Annotated in this window: 16 protein-coding genes and 1 pseudogene; 6 read left to right on the top strand and 11 right to left on the bottom strand. The window is 66.3% G+C overall.

Going from position 1 to position 18,091, the window contains the following annotated elements; genetic code table 11:
* Positions 1–43: 43 nt before the first annotated feature.
* The 5 genes from HDR50_RS05595 to HDR50_RS05575 all read right to left on the bottom strand — a co-directional run bounded on the left by HDR50_RS05595 (position 44) and on the right by HDR50_RS05575 (position 6,049).
* Positions 44–883: a DMT family transporter gene (locus HDR50_RS05595; protein WP_291356712.1), complete on the bottom strand. Its 840-nt coding sequence runs from the start codon at positions 881–883 to the stop codon at positions 44–46.
* Between the two features lie 57 nt (positions 884–940).
* The gene (locus HDR50_RS05590; protein ID WP_291356710.1) at positions 941–1,849 is read right to left on the bottom strand and encodes a tetrahydrofolate dehydrogenase/cyclohydrolase catalytic domain-containing protein; all 909 of its coding nucleotides are present in this window, start codon (positions 1,847–1,849) and stop codon (positions 941–943) included.
* 45 nt (positions 1,850–1,894) lie between these two features.
* On the bottom strand, positions 1,895–3,667 hold the full coding sequence (locus tag HDR50_RS05585; RefSeq protein ID WP_291356708.1) for a formate--tetrahydrofolate ligase: 1,773 nt from the start codon (positions 3,665–3,667) through the stop codon (positions 1,895–1,897).
* Positions 3,668–3,772: 105 nt separating this feature from the next.
* Positions 3,773–4,876 carry a DUF362 domain-containing protein gene (locus HDR50_RS05580; RefSeq protein ID WP_291356706.1) on the bottom strand — a complete coding sequence of 368 codons (1,104 nt, stop codon included), beginning with the start codon at positions 4,874–4,876 and terminating at the stop codon, positions 3,773–3,775.
* Positions 4,877–4,921: 45 nt separating this feature from the next.
* Positions 4,922–6,049 carry an alanine racemase gene (locus tag HDR50_RS05575; RefSeq protein WP_291356704.1) on the bottom strand — a complete coding sequence of 376 codons (1,128 nt, stop codon included), beginning with the start codon at positions 6,047–6,049 and terminating at the stop codon, positions 4,922–4,924.
* A 162-nt stretch (positions 6,050–6,211) separates the two neighbouring features.
* On the opposite strand from HDR50_RS05575, the gene rfbF reads away from it, so the two are divergent.
* From rfbF to HDR50_RS05560, 3 genes are read left to right on the top strand one after another with little or no spacing between them, the layout of a single operon-like run.
* On the top strand, positions 6,212–6,976 hold the full coding sequence (gene rfbF, locus HDR50_RS05570; RefSeq protein ID WP_291356702.1) for a glucose-1-phosphate cytidylyltransferase: 765 nt from the start codon (positions 6,212–6,214) through the stop codon (positions 6,974–6,976).
* Positions 6,977–7,023: 47 nt separating this feature from the next.
* Positions 7,024–8,151: a CDP-glucose 4,6-dehydratase gene (gene rfbG / locus HDR50_RS05565; protein ID WP_291356700.1), complete on the top strand. Its 1,128-nt coding sequence runs from the start codon at positions 7,024–7,026 to the stop codon at positions 8,149–8,151.
* Positions 8,152–8,158: 7 nt separating this feature from the next.
* A complete protein-coding gene (locus HDR50_RS05560) occupies positions 8,159–8,662 on the top strand; it encodes a dTDP-4-dehydrorhamnose 3,5-epimerase family protein (protein WP_291356698.1) in 504 nt (167 codons plus the stop codon).
* On the opposite strand, the gene HDR50_RS05555 is transcribed toward HDR50_RS05560, so the two are convergent.
* The 5 genes from HDR50_RS05555 to HDR50_RS05535 form a co-directional block, all read right to left on the bottom strand.
* Positions 8,620–9,573: a DMT family transporter gene (locus HDR50_RS05555; protein WP_291356696.1), complete on the bottom strand. Its 954-nt coding sequence runs from the start codon at positions 9,571–9,573 to the stop codon at positions 8,620–8,622. The genes HDR50_RS05560 and HDR50_RS05555 overlap by 43 nt on opposite strands.
* Entirely contained in the window at positions 9,570–10,379 is an 810-nt protein-coding gene (locus HDR50_RS05550) for an AraC family transcriptional regulator (RefSeq protein WP_291356694.1), read from the bottom strand. Before HDR50_RS05550 ends, HDR50_RS05555 begins: the two co-directional genes overlap by 4 nt.
* An 85-nt stretch (positions 10,380–10,464) precedes the next feature.
* Positions 10,465–11,376: a D-alanine--D-alanine ligase gene (locus tag HDR50_RS05545; RefSeq protein WP_291356692.1), complete on the bottom strand. Its 912-nt coding sequence runs from the start codon at positions 11,374–11,376 to the stop codon at positions 10,465–10,467.
* A complete protein-coding gene (locus HDR50_RS05540; protein WP_291356690.1) occupies positions 11,339–11,998 on the bottom strand; it encodes an HDIG domain-containing metalloprotein in 660 nt (219 codons plus the stop codon). The genes HDR50_RS05545 and HDR50_RS05540 overlap by 38 nt, the downstream gene beginning before the upstream one ends.
* Positions 11,999–12,008: 10 nt before the next feature.
* Positions 12,009–13,643, bottom strand: coding sequence for a DUF6056 family protein (locus HDR50_RS05535; RefSeq protein ID WP_291356688.1), 1,635 nt, complete (start codon positions 13,641–13,643; stop codon positions 12,009–12,011).
* Positions 13,644–13,771: 128 nt separating this feature from the next.
* On the opposite strand from HDR50_RS05535, the gene HDR50_RS05530 reads away from it, so the two are divergent.
* The 3 genes from HDR50_RS05530 to HDR50_RS05520 all read left to right on the top strand — a co-directional run bounded on the left by HDR50_RS05530 (position 13,772) and on the right by HDR50_RS05520 (position 17,381).
* Positions 13,772–13,993, top strand: coding sequence for a helix-turn-helix transcriptional regulator (locus HDR50_RS05530; RefSeq protein WP_291356686.1), 222 nt, complete (start codon positions 13,772–13,774; stop codon positions 13,991–13,993).
* Between the two features lie 140 nt (positions 13,994–14,133).
* Complete coding sequence (locus HDR50_RS05525; RefSeq protein WP_291356684.1) at positions 14,134–15,837, top strand: hypothetical protein; 1,704 nt, start codon at positions 14,134–14,136, stop codon at positions 15,835–15,837.
* A gap of 83 nt (positions 15,838–15,920) precedes the next feature.
* The gene (locus HDR50_RS05520; protein ID WP_291356682.1) at positions 15,921–17,381 is read left to right on the top strand and encodes a sigma 54-interacting transcriptional regulator; all 1,461 of its coding nucleotides are present in this window, start codon (positions 15,921–15,923) and stop codon (positions 17,379–17,381) included.
* A 177-nt stretch (positions 17,382–17,558) separates the two neighbouring features.
* On the opposite strand, the pseudogene HDR50_RS05515 reads toward HDR50_RS05520, so the two are convergent.
* A pseudogene (locus tag HDR50_RS05515) lies at positions 17,559–18,091 on the bottom strand (IS5 family transposase); the annotation flags it as partial.

The following is an 18,091-nucleotide window of genomic DNA, read 5'->3' as shown; positions in this document are numbered from 1 at the left end:
ATCGTGTGTTTTTTCGTAAGGGCCTGGTGTCTCCCCTCCGGCCTCAGCCCAGGCGGATGATCATGGCGCCGGCCATGACGAGCAGGATAGCCGTCAGCCTAAGCACGGTGAGCCGTTCGCCCAAAAAGATGACAGCCATGATCATGCCGAAGATGACCGAGGTCTCGCGCAGGGCGGCCACCAGGGCGATGGGGGCCATGGTCATGGCCCAGATGGCGATGCCGTAGGAGCCGAGCCCGCACAGGCCGCCTGAAATGCCGGGCACCGCCCGGCGCTTCAGGTAGCGCAGGTAGTCGCGCCCGTAGCGGGCCAGGATATAGATATGGAGCGGAAAGATATTGAGGAAGAAGATCCAGCAGGTGTAGCTCACGCTGTCGCCGGCGAGCCGCGCGCCGTAACCGTCGGCCAGCGTGTAGCCCATGATGACGAAGGAGGTGCGCAGGGAATAGAGCACCCCCTTGAGGCTGCCCTTGTGGGCCAGCTTCTGCTCCAGCGCCAGCGTGAGGATGCCGGAGCAAAGCAGGATGACGCCGCCCCAGCCGGCAAGCCCGAGCGGTACCCCGATGAGGCAGAGCGCCAGCGCCGTGAGCATGGGCGCGGTGCCGCGCATGATGGTATAGCCGAGGGTGAGGTCGGCCACGCGGTAGGCGGCCGCGACACAGAGATAATAGGTGAGGTGGCAGCAGCAGGAGAGCGCGAGGAAGCCCCATGCCGCCCTGTCGGGAAAGGGGAAGAAGGGCAAGATAACGAGGGCCCCGAGGCCGCCGCCCAGGGCGTTCATGGCCGTTTCGTAGAGCTTGTTCTCGCCGCCCTTGACGATGATGTTCCAGGTGGCGTGGAGAAAGGCCGCGCCAAGCACCAGAAGGATGACTGTGCCGGACATGTTCCCCTCCGCGCGGTGATGCGCCCCGGCGCCGTACAGGCGTACGGAGCGGCCCCGCTATGCCTTCCCCGTCTCCGCGCCCAGGTGCCGCCTTGCCGAGCGCACGGTATTCTGCATGAGCATGGCGATGGTCATGGGGCCCACTCCGCCGGGCACGGGCGTGATCATGCCCGCCACCTCGCGGGCGGCGGCGAAGTCCACATCGCCGGCGAGGATGGCCTTGCCCGTTGTTTCATTGAAGCCCACGCGGTTCACGCCCACGTCGATGACCATGGCGCCGGGCTTGATCCAGTCGGCCTTGACGAGGCCCGGCACGCCCGCGGCCACGATGAGCACATCCGCACGGCGGCAGTGGGCGGCAAGGTCGCGCGTGGCGGTGTGCGTNAGCGTNACNGTGGCGTTGNCNCCCGGNCCCNTCTGGCCGAGCATCACGGAGAGCGGCTTGCCCACGATGTTGGAGCGGCCNACGATGACCACTTCGGCGCCNGCCGTCTCCACGCCGGAGCGCACGAGCATTTCCTGGATGCCGGCCGGCGTGCACGGGCGAAAGGTCACGGCATCGCCNCCGATGAGCAGGTTNCCGAGGTTGACNGGNTGAAANCCGTCCACNTCCTTNTTNGGNTCGATGGCGTGGAGCACGCGGGTCTCGTCGATNTGCNCAGGCAANGGNAGNTGNANNAGGATGCCGTGGATGTCCGGGTCCGCGTTATAGCNCTCGANGAGCGCCAGAAGCTNGGCTTCGCTGATGCTCTCCGGGCANTTCTCCTGCACTTCGTGAAAGCCGAGNNNATGCGCCGTGCGCGCCTTGCGCGTGACNTAGCTCACCGAGGCNGNNTCCTCGCCCACGAGGATGGTGACGAGGCCCGGCGCCTTGCCGAATTTTTGCCTGAGTTCCGCNGNTTCGGCGCCGAGGCTGTCGAGGATGTCGCGGCTCANGGCCNCGCCGTCGAGGATCTGGGCTGGCATGTGTCTCCTGTGGGTCGACNNTGGTGCGGGCCGCTNAAGCGGCGCCTAGAAAATGCCCTTGACGCGNCCGGTCTCGGTGTCCACGTCCACGCGNCGGAAGGCCGGGTTGGAGCCNGTGCCNGGCATNAGGGTGATCTTGCCGGAAACGGGCACCACNAAGCCCGCGCCGCCATAGATGAGCACGTCNCGGATCTTGAGNCGCCAGCCCTTGGGCGCGCCCTTGAGGTTGGGGTCNTCNGAGAGCGAAAGGTGCGTCTTCACCATGCACAGGCCGAGCTCGTCGGCNTCCTCGCGNTCCTGGATNTTTTTGAGCTTGGNCTCGGCCTCGCCGGAAAANTCCACNCCGTCCGCGCCNTAGATNTCGCGGGCCACGAGCTCGATGCGCTCCNTGAAGGGCATGTCCCAGCTGTANAGGGGCTTGAAGTCGGTCTTTTCGTTGCAGGCGTCCATGACGGCGTCGGCCAGCTCCAGCGCGCCCTCGCCGCCGAGCTCCCAGTGGCGCGACAGGGCNACGCGCGCNCCNGCNGCNTCGCANAGCTCGCGCACCCTGGNNATCTCGGCCGGNGTGTCGGTGACGAAGGCGTTGATGCANACCACCGGCGACACGCCGGACTTCTTGACGCTCTCNATGTGGTGCAAAAGGTTGCAGCAGCCCGCTTCCACATAGCCCACGTTTTCNTCGGAATATTCGCGGGGCAGCGGCCGNCCGGGCACNGGCACGGGCGCNCCGCCGTGGCTCTTGAGCGCGCGCACNGTGGCCACGATNACGGCCGCGTCCGGCGNAAGGCCGCTGTAATGGCACTTGAGGTTCCAGAACTTNTCATAGCCGATGTCCGCGCCGAAGCCGGANTCCGTCACNTGGTANTCGCTGAGCTTGAGGCCCACGCGGTCNGCGATGACCGAGCTCTGGCCNATGGCGATATTGGCGAANGGCCCGGCATGNACNAAGACGGGCTGNCCCTCGATGGTCTGGATNAGGTTGGGGTTGATGGCCTCCACCATCCAGGCGGTCATGGCGCCGTCCACCTCNAGGTCGGCGGTGGTGACGGGCTTGCCCGCGCGGTCATAGGCCACGATGATCNTGCCCATGCGNCGNCGCATGTCCGCNAGGTCGCGCGAGATGGCGAGNATGGCCATGACCTCGCTCGANACCGCGATGTCNAAGCGCGANCGCATCATGAAGCCGTCNGNCTTGCCGTTCACCCCGTCGATGCCGGTGATGATGTTGCGCAGCTCCTGNCANCAGAAATCCATGACCCAGCCCATGTTCACATTGGTGGGGTCGATGTTGAGCCGNGGCATCTTCGAGAGNGANAGCAGCTTCTCGTCNTCGTANTTGCGCTCGTGCTGCATGCGCGAGGTGAGCGCNACCATGGCGAGNTTGTGGGCGTTCATGACNGCGTTGATGTCGCCCGTGAAGCCGAGGGAATANTGCGTCAGCGGGATGCACTGCGAAAGGCCNCCGCCCGCCGCCGAGCCCTTGACNCCCATGGTGGGGCCNCCNGAAGGCTGGCGGATGGCCGCGGAGGCGCGCTTNCCGCGCCGGCCCAGCCCCTGCACGAGNCCGATGGTGGTGGTGGACTTGCCCTCNCCGAGCGGCGTGGGCGTGATGGCCGTGACATCGATNTANTTGCCGTTGNGCCGGTCGNCNAGGCGGTCAAGCACCTTGCGGAAGTCCACCTTGCCCATGTAGTGCCCGTAGGGCAGAAGCTCGCTTTCCTCGAGGCCCAGGTCGCGCCCGATCTGGGAAATGGTCTTCATGGTCTTTTCGGCTTCCTGGGCGATTTCCCAGTCGGCGTGGCCTTTCGGGTCAAGCATGGTCTGCTCCTCGGGGTTGCGGGGCGTCCCCGCCCGGCTCTGGCGGAAAAATTATCAGGGGCCTGCCGCGCGTCATGTGCACAACGCCGGGCAGGCCCCGGGCGGCTAGATCTTTTCCAGTTTGTATTCGCGGCTGCCGAGGCCGATGGCCTCGCCGTAGCTCAGCTGCACTTCGCCCTTCGTGTGGGGCCAGCGCGCGGTGAACTTGTCCGTCTTGGCGTCGGCGATCTTGGGGTCAAAGGCCGGGGCCTTGTTCACGAGGTCGAAACAGGCCTGGTCCAGCGCCACCGGGTCCATGGAGGCGAGGATGCCGATATCCGGCACGAGGGGCATGTCGCTCCAGCCCACGCAGTCGCAGTCCGGAGTGACGTTGAGCACGAAGTTGATATAGCAGACGTGCTTCTGCTTGCCCTTGACCGCGCCGTAGGCGTATTCGGTGAGGCGCTCCACAAAGGGCACCATCTCGGAGCTCCAGTCGATGCTGATGGCCTTGTTCGGGCGCACCGGGCAGACGGTGATGCACTCGAAACAGCCGATGCAGCGGCTCACGTCCACATGGCTCTTGCCGTTCACGAGGGAAAGCGCCTTTTGCGGGCACACCTTGACGCAGCGGCCGCAGCCCACGCAGAGGGAGTCGTCGATCTGCACATGGACGCCGTGCTGGTCGCGCTTGCCGGCCACCGAGGCGCCGCCCATGGCGAGGTTCTTGATGGCCCCGCCGAAGCCGGCCATCTCGTGGCCCTTGAAGTGCGAAAGCACCACCATGGAGGGCACGCGGCGGATGGCGGCGGCGATGCGCACCTCCTTGAAGTGCTTGCAGTTGATGCGCACGGGCACGTCCTCCTCGCCGTAGAGACCGTCGGCGATGATGACCGGCGCGCCCACGGTCTCGGGAGTGAACCCGTGCAGATAGGCGGTGTGGAGATGGTCCACGGCATTGTGCCGCGTGCCGGAATACAAGGTGGTCGTGTCGGTGAGGAAGGGCTTTACGCCCGCGGCCTTCATCTTGTCCACGGCCACGCGCGCGAACATGGGCTTGATGTGGGTGTCGTTGCCGTATTCGCCGAAGTGGATCTTGACGGCGGCGAGCTCATTGCGCTTGAGGACTTTTTTCAGCTGGAGCGCGTCGCAGAGCCGCGCCACCTTGGCGCACTTGTTGTTGTCCAGCGAGCGGCTGTGCATGCCGGTAAAGTAAACCGTGGATGCCATGACTTCCTCCTGAAGCTGTTTGAACCAAACCATCTGCGGCCGCCGCTACCAGCCCCGGCAGCGCGGCCACATAGCCTCCGTCTCGGCCCCGCGGCAGAGGTGGACGGCAGCAAATCCCGAAGCTGTGGCGCAGGCATGGACCGGCAGGATGCGCAACAGCGTTCCCACGGGGAGCGCCGGGACGGGCGCGCCCGGCGCCGTGGTGACGATGCCGTGCTCCTGGTTGGTCTCCGTCACGCGAAGGCCCGGCAGGAGGGCGCCATCCGCGTCCATGACGAGCCCGTAGCCGAACTCGGCGAAGCGGGCGGGAAGCCCGACGTCGCGGGAAAGGGCCGTCCAGCCCGCGTCCGTCACCAGAGCCCCGTCGCGCCCGCGCCGACCGATGACCGTGCAGAGCACCGAGAGGGCAATGTCCTCCACGGTGCAGACGCCGAGGCCGGCCATGACGAGATCCTGCACCATGTGGACGCCCGCGCGGACTTCCGTGACGCCCGAAAAATCTTCTCCAAAGAGGGCCGTGGGCGTGGAACCCACGCTCACCGTGGGGCAGGCGTGCCCGGCCGCGCGCAGGGCCTCGGCCGCCGTCACGGCCGCGGCGCGCTCCTGCTCGGACAGCGCCGCAAATGCCTGCGGCGAGGGCGCCGCAAGGTCATAGGCCGACCCGGCATGGGTGAGCACGCCGGCCACGCGCTGGCCGTGCGCCGCCAAAATGCCTGCCGCTTCCACGAGGGCGGCGTCCCTGGGGGCGAATCCTGCGCGGTGGCCGTCGCAGTCCACCTCCAGCAGCACATCGAAGGCGTGGCCCCGGGCCTCGCCGAACGTGGCCAGCGCCCGCGCGGTCTCCACGCTGTCGAGCAGCAGGGTAAGCGCCGTCCCGCGCCGGCGAAGAGCCAGGGCGCGCTCGAACTTGCCCGGCGCGATGCCCACCGCATAGCATATATCGGTGACCCCCCGCTCCGCAAACCATTCCGCCTCGGCGAGGGTGGAGACGGCGAGCGGGCCCACGGGCGTGGTCATGGCGCGGCGCGCGGCCTCCGCGCACTTGAGGGTCTTGCCGTGCAGGCGAAAGCCCACGCCCCGAGCGGCAAGGCGCCCCGCAAGGCGCCCGATGTTGCGCTCCATGCGGGCTTCGTCCAGCAGGAGGGCGGGGGTGGAAAGATCCCGGATATGCAAGCTCGCCTCCACGCACCGCCTACAGCAAAAGCGCCGCGCTGTAAACCGGCCCGTGCGTCATGCCGGGGGCTTTATCCCGGGCGGGGCTTTTATTCCGGCCGGCCTTCTGCTAGACTCGCGCCCGTGTGAACTGCCCCCAAAGGGGCCTAGCCGGGAGGCGGCATGCAGACCATCATCATGTGCGGCGGCAAGGGTACGCGCCTGCGCGAGGAGACCGCCATCAAACCCAAGCCCATGGTGGAGATCGGGGGGCGCCCCGTGCTCTGGCACATCATGTCCATCTACTCCCGCTTCGGCTTCAGGGACTTTGTGCTGCCGCTGGGCTACAAGGGCGATGTCATCAAGCAGTATTTCCACGATTACCGCAGCCGCAACGCTGACTTCACCGTGGAGCTCAAGACCGGCAACATCACCGTCCACCCCACCTTTATTGAGGACTGGCGCGTCACCCTCTGCGACACCGGGCAGGAGACGCTCAAGGGCGGCCGCCTCAAGCGCGTGGCGCGCTATATCGAGGGCGACCGCTTCATGGTCACCTATGGCGACGGCGTGGCCGACATCGACATCGACCGCCTGCTGGAATTCCACAAGAAAGCCGGCACCATCGGCACCTTCACGGGCGTGCGCATGCCCTCGCGCTTCGGCACCGTGCGCACCGGCGAGGACGGCAAGATCATCTCCTGGGAAGAGAAGCCGGTGCTCAACGAATATATCAACTGCGGCTTCTTCGTTTTCGAGCGCGCCTTCCTCGACTACCTGAGCGAAGACGAGGGCTGCGACCTTGAGAAAGAGCCTTTGCAGCAGCTGGCGGCCGAAGGGCAGCTTTCCATGTATCCGCATCCGGGCGAATGGCAGTGCATGGACACCCTGCGCGACGCCATCCACCTCAACAAGCTCTGGGACAGCGGCCGCGCCTTCTGGGCCTGAGCCGCCCGGGGCGCACACGCAGCACATCTGCATCAAAAGGACACAGCATGTTCGCTGACCTCTATGCCGGGCGCCGGGTCTTCGTCACCGGGCACACGGGCTTCAAGGGTTCCTGGCTCTCGGCATGGCTGCTGGCGCTCGGCGCGCGCGCAGCCGGCTTTTCCCTCGGCGTGCCCACCACGCCCTCGCACTTCGAGGCGCTGGACCTCGCCCGGCGCATGGAAGACCTGCGCGGTGACATCCGCGACCGGGCGGCCCTGACCCGCGCCATGCAGGGCTTTGCGCCCGAGGTGGTCTTCCACCTGGCGGCGCAGGCGCTGGTGCGCCGCTCCTATGAAGACCCGGCCGGCACCATCGAGGCCAATGCCCTCGGCACCATGAACGTGCTCGAGGCCGTGCGCGCCTGCCCCTCGGTGAAGGCCGTGGTGGTCATCACCTCGGACAAGTGCTACCGCAACGAGGAGTGGGTCTGGGGCTACCGCGAGACTGACCATCTGGGCGGAGCCGACCCCTATTCCGCCTCCAAGGGCTGCGCGGAGATCATCGCCCATTCCTATTTCCAGAGCTTTTTTGCAAACGGCCCTGCTTGCACCACCGTGCGCGCCGGCAATGTCATCGGCGGCGGCGACTGGGCGGCCGACCGCATCGTGCCCGACTGCGCCCGCGCCTGGGCGGAGCACAGGCCCGTCGCCATCCGCAGCCCCTGGGCCACGCGGCCGTGGCAGCATGTGCTCGAACCGCTCTCCGGCTATCTCTGGCTCGGGGCGCGCCTGCTCGACAACAATGCCGGGCTCCGGGCCGGGGCCGAGGCGCCCTTCGACCCGCGCGGCCAGGCCTACAATTTCGGCCCGGCGGCGGACGTGAACAACACCGTCGCCGAGGTGGTGGAAGCGCTGGCCGTGCACTGGCCCGGCTTCAAGAGCGAGATGGACGCCGCGGGCCACGCGGGCAAGAAGGAATCGACCCTGCTCAAGCTCTGCTGTGACAAGGCGCTGGCCGAGCTCTCCTGGAAGGCGACCCTCGACTTTGAAGAGACCATCCGCTACACGGCGGAGTGGTACGCCCGCTACTATGAGGGCGGCTCGGGCAAGGGCGCCATGTGGGACTACACGCAGGGCCAAATCACGGCCTATGGCGGAAAGGCGGCGCATCGCGGCCTCGCCTGGGCGCACTGAGGCCGCCATGGACGCCGAGGTCATGACCACGGGCATCGAGGGCGCGCTGTACCAGCCGCTCAAGGTCATCCCTACGCCGGGGGGGCCGGTGCTGCACATGCTCAGGGCCGGCTCGCCGCTTATGCCAGATTTTGCCGGGGGCTTCGGGGAGATCTATTTTTCCGAGGTGTTCCCCGGCGCGGTCAAGGCCTGGAAGCGACACACCCGGCAGACCCAGCTTTTCGCCGTGCCCATGGGCCTGTTGCGCATCGTCCTCTATGACGAAAGGCCCGCCTCGCCCACGCGCGGCGCTCTTGTGGAGCGGCGCCTCGGCCGACCCGACGAGTACGGGCTTCTGCGCATCCCGCCCCTGGTGTGGTACGGCTTCACGGCCGAGGGCGGCTCCCCCGCGCTCATCTGCAACTGCGCGGACATGCCGCACGACCCGTCGGAAGGCGAACGCCTCGCGCCGGACGACCCGGCCATCCCCTATGCGTGGCCTTCGCCCCGGGTTTCCTCCTCGCGTTCCTGAAGCCGCTCCCCGGCTTTTCCCGTTCCCCTTTCCGAGATCAGCAGGCCGGCGATGGTCAGCGCCATGCCCGCGCCCGAGAGCCATGTCAGGCGCTCGTGGAGAACCATGATGGACGCGAGCACCGTGACCACGGGCACGAGATAGATATAGAGCGAAGCCTTCACCGCGCCAAGCCGCCGCACGCAGAAGGTCCAGGTGACGAAGCAGAGCGCCGAGGCGCCGAGCCCCAAAAAGAGCAGGTTCGCCCAGTTGAGCGGCCGCAGCAGGGCCTCCGGCCGGAAGGAGATGCCCGAAAACGGCAGGATGGGCAGCATGCAGACAAGGCCGTAAAAAAAGATGCGCCGCGTGGCGGTAAGGCTGCCATAGCCCCGCGCCGCCAACAGGCGCACCACGATGGAATAGACCGCCCAGGCGAGTGCCGCCAGGAGGGCGAGGCAGTCCCCGGCCGGGTTGAGGGAAAGTTCGCTGCCGCCAAGGCTGATGCAGCCGATGCCGGTGATGGCCGCGGCAAAGCCGGCCATAAAGAAGGCTCCCGGGCGCGCGCCGCCGAGATAGCGCCAGGCGAGCAGGGCGGTGAAAAACGGGGCCACGGCCACGATGACGCCCACGTTGGAGGCGAAGGTCAGGGTCAGGGCTACGTTTTCCATGAGGAAATACAGGCTCACGCCCGAAAGCCCGGCCACGGCGAAGAGCAGTTCGTCCTTGCGGCTTTTGACCGCCAGCGCATGCGGGCAGACGGCCCAGAGCGCCAGCCAGCCGAGCAAAAAGCGCAAGAGCAGGATCTCCACGGGCGTGAAGTCCTCAAGAAGCATCTTGGTGGAGATGAAGGTCACGCCCCAGATGATGACCGTGCCCAGGGCCACGAGATGCCCGAAGAGCTGGCCGGGCGCGGGGGAGCTCACGGCGCTCACGGGCGCCTCCGGCAGGCGCCGGGTGTGACGCCGAGGCGCGCCCGAAAGGCGCGGGCAAGGTGGGACTGGTCGCTGAAACCCGCGGCCAGCGCCGCCTCGGCCGCAGGCAGCCCCCGCTCCAGCAGTTCCTGGGCGTGGTTGACGCGCGCGCTCTCCAGATAGCGGTAGGGTGTGGCGCCCGTCAGGCGTGCAAAGGCGCGCAGCAGCCGGAACTTGCCCATCCGCGCCATGCCGGCCATGTCCTCGAGGCTGAAGCGCTCCGGGGCGTGGCTTTCCAGATGGCGGCGCAGCGCCTCCAGCCCCGGTTCTGCCCTCTGTGGCGGCTGGGGAGGACTAGGCCTCTTCGGGGCCGTTAAGCCGGCACCCAGACGGCGCAGCGCCATGGCGAGGCGCGCCTCTTTTTGCGCGGTGGAGGCGCTACCGCCCATGAGCGCGTGCACCTCCAAGAGTTCGTCAAGAAGTTGCCCTGCCGGGAAGACCGGAGCGGCGCCTTGCGTCTCGGCCAGGATGTGTAACTGCTCCGCTCCGGTGCTCCCCGGGCGGAAATGGAAACCGCGCCAAACGAAAGGCGGGCTCCCGGCCGGCGCGCAGGCATGCACCTCGCCGGGCCTGAGGATGACCACATCCCCGGCCGAGGCGAGGTAGGTCCGCCCCTGCACCATGAGCGTGCGCCGCCCCGAAAGCACGCAGCCGAGCACCCAGGCCGGGTGAAAATGCGGCGCAAAGGCGCGGCCCGTGAGGCTGAAGCTGAACGCATCCGCCCCCATATCCGCGTCATGGGCCAGAACAGTCGTTTCCGCAGGCATGGTCCACTCCCTGTTGCGGCCACCTTGCCTGCGTTGCCGCGGCCTGTCTTGTACCATATTGCGGCCCCGGGCTGGCGGGCGCGCGTCAGGAGCGCCGGCGGCTGCGGCCAAGCTCCATGAGCCGTTCCAGCAGTTGCGCGAAGGAAATGCCGGCGGCGGACGCCTCCTGCGGCACGAGGCTCGTGGCGGTCATGCCCGGGAGGGTGTTGACCTCCAGCAGGGTGAGGCCGTCCTCGGCGTCGAGGATGAAGTCCGTGCGGCTGTAGCCGGAAAGCCCGAGGGCCCGGTGCGCGGCAAGCGCCAGCTCCTTGGCGCGGGCCGTGGCCGCCGCGCTGATGGGCGCCGGGCAGAGCTCGCGCGCGCCGCCCTTGGCATACTTGCTTTTGTAGTCGAAGAAGTTGCCGGCCAAAGGCTCGATGAGCAGCGGCGGCAGGGCTTCCTCGCCCAGCACCGCGCAGGTGAGCTCGCGGCCCGGGAGTTCCGTCTCCAGCAGGGCCTCGTCACCGGCGGCGAAGATGGCGGAAAGCGCGGCATCGAGCTCGGCCCGGTTTTCGGCCCGGCCGAGCCGGAGCGAGGAACCGCCGGTATTGCTCTTCACGAAGAGCGGATAGGGGAGGCGCGGCTCCCAGCCTGCGGGGGGTGGCAGGGGCAAAAATTCCCAGTCCGCGGTGGGGAGGCCCGCCTGGCGGAAGACCTGCTTGGCCGCGGCCTTGTTCAGTGCGAGGAACGAACCCTCCGGCCCGGAGCCCTGGTAGGGGCAGCCGGCGGCATCGAGCAGCGCCTGCACGAGGCCGTCCTCGCCGGGGGCGCCATGGAGGCCGATGAAGGCGAAGTCGTGCCTGCGGGCCTCCTCCATGAGGCGGTCAAATCCGGTGAGGAGGTCAAAAAAGGTGACATCGTGACCGGCCTCGCGCAGCACGCCCTCGACGATGCGGGAACTGTTCAGCGAGACCTCGCGCTCACTGGACCAGCCCCCGGCAATCAAAAGTATCTTCATGGAGATCCCATCCCAGTTGCGCCGCCAGGGCGCGTTCAATGGCGAGGGCCTGCTCGTGGGCCGCACGGATGCCGGCCCGCGCGCGCTCGTCGCGCCCGTAGCGGGCGAGCAGGTCCTCGAACCGTTCCTCAAGGGTCACGCAGGCGTCGTGGCGCACGCGCTTGTCGGCATAGATGACGAAGAAGGGGAGCGCGCAGATGCCCGGGCCCTCCGGCACGGTCCACGGCCAGTGCACGTGGAGCAGCACGCCCCGGGCGATGCCATAGTGCCGCGTTTCGGCGAGCACCCACGACGCGCCGAGCTGCGCGTGGCTGCCGCCGTGAAGCAGGCAATAGGTCTTGGCAAGGTCGTGGAGCAGCGCCGAGGCGCGCACGGCATCAACGCGTACGGGGAGGCCCCGCGCGGCAGTGCGCCTGGCGAGGGCCGTGGCCACCTGCGCCACCATGCGCGAATGGCGCTCCACATTGGGGAGCATGCCGTATTTGCGCCAGAGCGCGAAACAGGCCGCGTCATCAGGCGGCGCCGGGAGGCGTGCCTCGGCGCGCGCGGCAAGCTCGGGGAGTTCGGGCAGGCGCGAATACGGGTGGGCGTCAGGTTCGCAAGACCGGTCAGATGGCTGCATGCGCGCGACTCTACCCTTGATGTGCCGCAGTGGCAAGCGAAGGCGCCTGGGGGGTGACACGCCTCCAGACCAGGGGCTTCCCGGACTCTTCAAAGGCGATATAGGCGATGTCCCCGGTATTTCTCACCCCGGGAATGTGCAGGACGGCCATGCCCTCAGCCGAGGCAGCCGCGGCAACGGCATAGCGCGCCGGAACGCCGCCCGTTGCCGTAGCCGCATCAAGGGGAGCGATGCGGCGCAAAAGCGCCTGCAACCCGCCGGCGACACTCTGTTGCGACGCCGCTGCCGCCACATGGACCCTCCCTGGCGGAACGCCGTCCAGATAGACCATGTTACTGATGATGAGCCCTTTCACCGGGCGTGCATCCTCCACATCCAGCGGGACGGCCTTGTCCCAGGGTATCATCTGATACTTTATTGCGCCGCGGAAGGCGTTGATCTCAATGATGTCATAGGTCGGAAAAAAGTATTTGTCCGTTTTGGGGTAGGCGAAGTGCGCAGCCTGAAGCGTGCCCTGCTCCCGGGCCGCGTCCCGCAGGGCGATGGCCGGCTGCGCCTGAACGAAGACTACGGCTTCAGTGAGCACACTGAAGAGGAGCGCGCCGCAAAAGGCGCCAAAGCACAGTTTTGCGCCGCGGCCTTTGAGCTTTGCCGCCACGATGAAGGCGAAGGTGGAACAGGCGAGGTAGAAGAAGGTCGCCGACATGGCGCGGTAGGGCGTGGAGGGGCTGAAGAGAAAGGCGCCAAGGCAGGCTTGAGCCATGAAAAAGAAGAGGAGGCCCGGGAGGATGGCAGCGGCAGAGAGCCGGCGCTTGCGCCAGAGCAGCCAGACGCAGAAAAGGCTTGCGAGCACATAGGGCAGCATCTCCACCTGCTGTGAAGCCCAGAAGACAAGGAATTTTTGGAAGGCCGCCTGCGAAAATGCCGGGATCTTTTCAAGGCCGCCCAGCTTTGCAAGGCGCAGGGCATTCCCCGGGGCCGTCATCATCAAGATCCACCCGGTGAGGGCGCCCACAATGCCGGCAGCCGCCCACAGCGGCACCTTTTTGTGCGCACGGCAGCGGTACAGAGTGGCCGCGAGCGTCAGCAGCACCGCCAGCATCCCCGTGTTCTCGTTGCTCCAGCCGGCGAGAACGCCCCCAAGGGCGAGCCACGGCCCAAAAGCGGGGCGATAGCCCTTGTCATCGAGCCAGAAACGGTAGGGGAGCAGAAAGAGGGTGGCGAAAAAGAGGCCGTAGCCATAGTCGGCGGTGCCGGTGCGCCAGAAATACACGGTGCCGAACGCGGGCAGGGCGAACCACACGAGCCCGGCCAGCAGGATGAGGTGCCACGCCCGCAGCCTCTCGCGCCATGCGCGCCCGAGCGTCAGTACGGCACCGCAAAAAATGAGCCCGGTGAAGATGAGCGGCGAAAGCACGGGATGCAGCCATGCCGGGCCGAGCAGCAAGGCCCGCGCCATGAAATGCCCGATGAATTTTCCGCTCCATGTGCGGTGCTCCGCAAGCTGGGCCAGGAACCAGTCGGCCGGGGAGGTGCCCCCGGCCCCGTAACCGTAATCATCGAAGACCCATGGGGTCAGCGCGCAAAAAAATGCCATCACGCAGAATATGGCGAGGGCGGCAGCCAGTAATTTAAATTTGTTCATTTTTGATGATCCCGGTCACTCGACAAAGTGAGAACTATAGCTCCCGATTGGGTATTATAGTTCCCATTTTGGGTCAAGTTTTTATGTAGCCTTGAGGGATGAAAGAATATCCTTATCTGGCACAGGCTATGGGGAACATCATCGAAGTGCTGCGGAAAGACAGGCGCCTGACGAAATCGGCCCTCGCGGAGTTCGCGTGGCTTGAGAGGCGCTACTTGCGCGAAATCGAGCGGGGAGAGAAAAAGCCCACGGTGAACGCCATTTACAGCATTTGCGAGGCGCTCAGGGTGTCGCCGGTGGAGTTTTTCCGCCTGGTCGAGGACGAAAGAAAGAAGCTCGCCGGTTTGTAGCGCTTGAGATGTGCCGGCCGTCCGAGACGACGCCGCAGCGCAGGCGCCGTCTCTTGGCGGCTGGCCGGCTTGCGGGTATGCTGTGCCTCCGGGGTGCGGCAGGCGCCCGGTACTGTTCTTTTGCGCCTTGAGGAGAATCCATGCCCGTGTCACCGAACCATTCCGCCACGTTCCTCACATGGGCGGCGGCTGCCCTCGTGCCGCTTGGCTACCTCGTCCTTTACACGCCCTACGGCATGGACACCACGGATTTCGGCTATTTTTACGGCTATGCCTGGCGCATCCTCCAGGGCCAGGTGCCGTACCGCGATTTTTCCTATATCAAGCCGGCGCTCCCGCTCTACTGGCATGCCTTCTGGCTCTGGCTCACGCCGGAAAACTGGGGAGTCCTCGCCGGCAAAGCCGGCTTTCTTGCCACCATGCTGGGGGCGTCCTGGTGCGCGGCGGCCTGCCTCGGGCGCATTTTTAGCCTTGAGGCCCTGGGCCTCCCGCTTCCCCTGCTCGCCACCTGCGGCTTTGTGTGGGGCGTGCATTCCTTTCCGCATATGCCGTGGCACACGGCGGACGGCGTGCTCTTCGCCGGGGGCGCCCTGCTGGCCGCGGTCTCGTCGTGGCCGCTGGTGGCCGGTGTGCTCGCCGGCTGCGCCATGCTCTGCAAGCAATCCTTCCTGCTCGTGCCTGCGGCTGTGGTGCTCCTCGTGTGGGTGGAGCGCGCCTCGTGGCGCGCGGCCTTGCGCTGCATGCTTGGCTGGCTGGGCGCGCTTTGCGCCGTCTGGCTCTTCCTGCGGGCCGTGGGCGCGTGGGAAGCCTTTTCGCGCATGACCACTGGCCAGCTCGATATCCGTGAGGCGCTGGACGCCGGCATCCTCATCTATCTGCGCCAGAACTGGCTTTTGCCGGTGCTGGCCCTGGCGCCGTGGCTGCTCGGGCGCCTGGCCCGCAAAAAGCTGCCGGCGTGGCTCTTGCCCGCATATGTGTATCTCGCGCTGCTCACGGCCTGGTATGTGCGCGAAGTGCTCCTGAAGCAGGGCTGGATCGGCTACGGCACCTCCTGGCCCACGCTCTTTGTGCTGCTCGGGGGCCTGTGCGTGCTCTTCCCGCAGGTCTTTCTCGTGCGCTGGCTGCGCCATGCCAAGGGGCGCCTGCCGCGGCTGCGTGCGTCCGTGGGCCTCGGCGCGCCGCTCGTGGCCGCGTGGTCGGTGGCCATCAGCGGCGGGTACAAGATCCCGGCCTTTTTCGCGGTGCCGTTGCTGTTCTCTCTCTTTGCCGTGCACGCGCGCCTCGGCGGCCGCGTGCGGCCCCTCGCCTGGGCGGCGCTGGCCGTGGGCCTCATTATGTTCGGCACGGGCTACCAATACCCCTATGTCTTCCCCGAGCGGCCCATGCCGCGCGCAGCCCTGACGCATGACGCGGGGAGCGTCTATCCGCGCGCCACGGGCGTCATGGTGGACGCGGACATGCTCGGGCGCCTCGCCGAACTCAAGGAGCTGCGCGCCAAATACGGCCCCGGGTACAAGACGCTGCCCGGCTTTTCCTTCGCCTATTACCTCAACGGCGACAAACCGGCCTACAGCTCGGACTGGCTCATCGACTGGGAGATCAATGGCGAGGTCGACCGCCTCTATGAGGAATTGCTGAAGAAAAAACTCACGGTCTTCATGGAGCGCGACCAGATGGAGGCCGAGCGCGCGGACGCCTATGACCGCGCGGGCTACGGCGTGCCGCAGCGCGTGCGCCGCAACTGGCGCGTGGTGGAGGAAACGCCGCATTTTGTGGTCTTTCAGCCGCCGGAGGCCGCAGAGAAGAAGGACGAGGGCGCCCACGCGGACACGGCGCCCCGCTGATGGGAGCGGAACCTTGCCACCAGGGGCGCTCGACGGTAAACTGCGGGCATTGCACGAGCGCCCCGCATCCGCCCGAGGTTCCCATGCCGCCCTTTGCCGACAGCAGCGAAAGCACCCGCCTCATCCTCGATAGCCTGCCCATGGGCGTGCTCTTTTGTGACCGCGAGGGCGTCATCCGCTTTGTCAACAAGGCCTATGCGGCCCTTCTTGGCGAGGCGCCGGACGCGCTGCTCGGGCGCGACATCACCGAGGTCATCCCCCATTCGCGGGCGCAGGTGGTCATGCGCGAGGACAGGCCCGAAATGGGCGAGCTCTGCCAGCTTGGACCCGGCAGCGCGCAGCCCGTGGTGGTCAACCGCATCCCCGTGCGGGACAGCGCGGGCCAGGTGGCGGGCATGGTATCGCAAGCGCTGTTCAACGACCCGCAGGAGCTCCAGCGGCTTTCCGCCAAGATCGAGCGGCTGGACCGCAAGATCAGCCACTACAAGCGGCGCATCCAGGCGAGCCTTGCGCCGCAGCACAGCCTTGCGAGCATCCTCGGCGAAAGCGCTGTCATGCGGCGCCTCAAGCGGCAGGCGCAAAGCTATGCCCGCCTTGACGAGCCGGTGCTCATCCTCGGCGCCACCGGGGCCGGCAAGGAGCTGTTCGCCCATGCGCTCCACGCCGAGAGCCCGCGGGCCGAGGGCCCCTTCGTGTGCATCAACTGCGCGGCCATCCCCAAGGATCTCTTTGAGTCCGAGCTCTTCGGCTACGCGCGGGGGGCCTTTTCCGGGGCGCGCCAGGACGGCAAGATCGGCCAGATCGAGCTGGCGGACAAGGGCACGCTCTTCCTGGACGAGATCGGCGAGATGCCGCCGGAGATACAGGCCAAGCTCCTGCGCGTGCTGGAGAGCCGAAGCGTCTGCCGCGTGGGCTCCGTCACCGCGCATACCGTGGACTTTCGCCTGGTGGCGGCGACCAACCGGCACATGACGGCCATGCTCCACGCAGGCTCCTTCCGCGAGGACCTGTACTACCGCATCAATACCTTCGTCCTCGAGATACCCCCGCTGTGCGACCGTGCCGAAGACATTCCGCTCATCGCCCGGCACACGCTGGCGCGCATGGGGCTTGAGCAGGTGCGCTTCTCGCCGCGCGCAGAGGAGGCCATGCTCGCTTTTTCCTGGCCGGGCAATGTGCGTCAGCTGCATAATGCCGTGGTGCATGCGGCCACCATGCGGCAAGGAGAGGTCATTGAGATCGAGGACTTCCCGCCCGAGACCCTGCCGGGCATGGCAGCGGCGCCCCCGCGCATGGCTGGCCAAAACCGTGCCGTGGCTCCCAGTCAGGAGGGGGGCGCCCGCGGCGGCGCGGACATCGAGCTCCACGGCATCATGGCCGACGCCGAGGCCGTGGCCATCCGTCAGGCGCTCGCCGCGCATGGAGGCAATGTTTCGGCCACGGCACGCACTCTCGGCATTGCCCGGGGCACGCTCTATACCAAGCTGGCGCGCCACGGCATCGCGCCGGACCGGGCTGGCGCGTTCCGCCCCGGGGAACGGTGAGGGGCACGGAGCATATAGGTACACACTGCCTCAAGCGTGACCTGTGTTCAGTATAGTTAAATAATTCATGCAAAGAGTCGAAATGTAGTATTGTTTTTCTATGGAAATAGGCGAAAGAATGAGAAATGACTCTTCTCATAAATGCTGACATGGATAGAATAGGTGTAGATAGTGTCGTCATTTGATTTTAGCCCAAATGGCACCTTATATGCACAGCAGCCAGAAAAGAGGCCGTATTTTTCGCATACCGTGTGGCGATACCTCGCCAACGCTTCAATTCCAAGAAGGCATTTTCAATAAGGTGTCGGAGCCGATAAAGATACCTATCGTAATGGCGCAAAAATTTGCGACTTTTTCGAGGCCGGATGACAGGACTTACTCCAGCCTGTTGGAGGGATGTAACCAACGTGTCGCTATCATATCCCTTATCTGGCAAAAGATATTCGGCATCTATTCCTTCGACAAGCCTGCAAGCCGGCGAGCAATCTGCAGCGGGACCTGCTGTAATAAACATTCTGACCGGCATACCATGCGCATCCACGGCCAGATGTATCTTGGAGTTGAGCCCCCTTTTGTGCGCCCCATGTCCTGATTGCCACCCCGTGCTCCTGCAGCGTGCGGGTGAACCTTGATATGGCTTGCGTCAATCATAAGCCATTCAAAATCTGGGTCGGATACAAGAATTTCGAGTAGCCTTTCCCAAACCCCAC

Source organism: Desulfovibrio sp. (genome assembly GCF_014803725.1).
Taxonomy (GTDB): Bacteria; Desulfobacterota; Desulfovibrionia; order Desulfovibrionales; family Desulfovibrionaceae; genus Desulfovibrio.
Note: the sequence above shows the minus strand (reverse complement) of the source record. Positions and strands in the feature narration are given on the sequence as shown.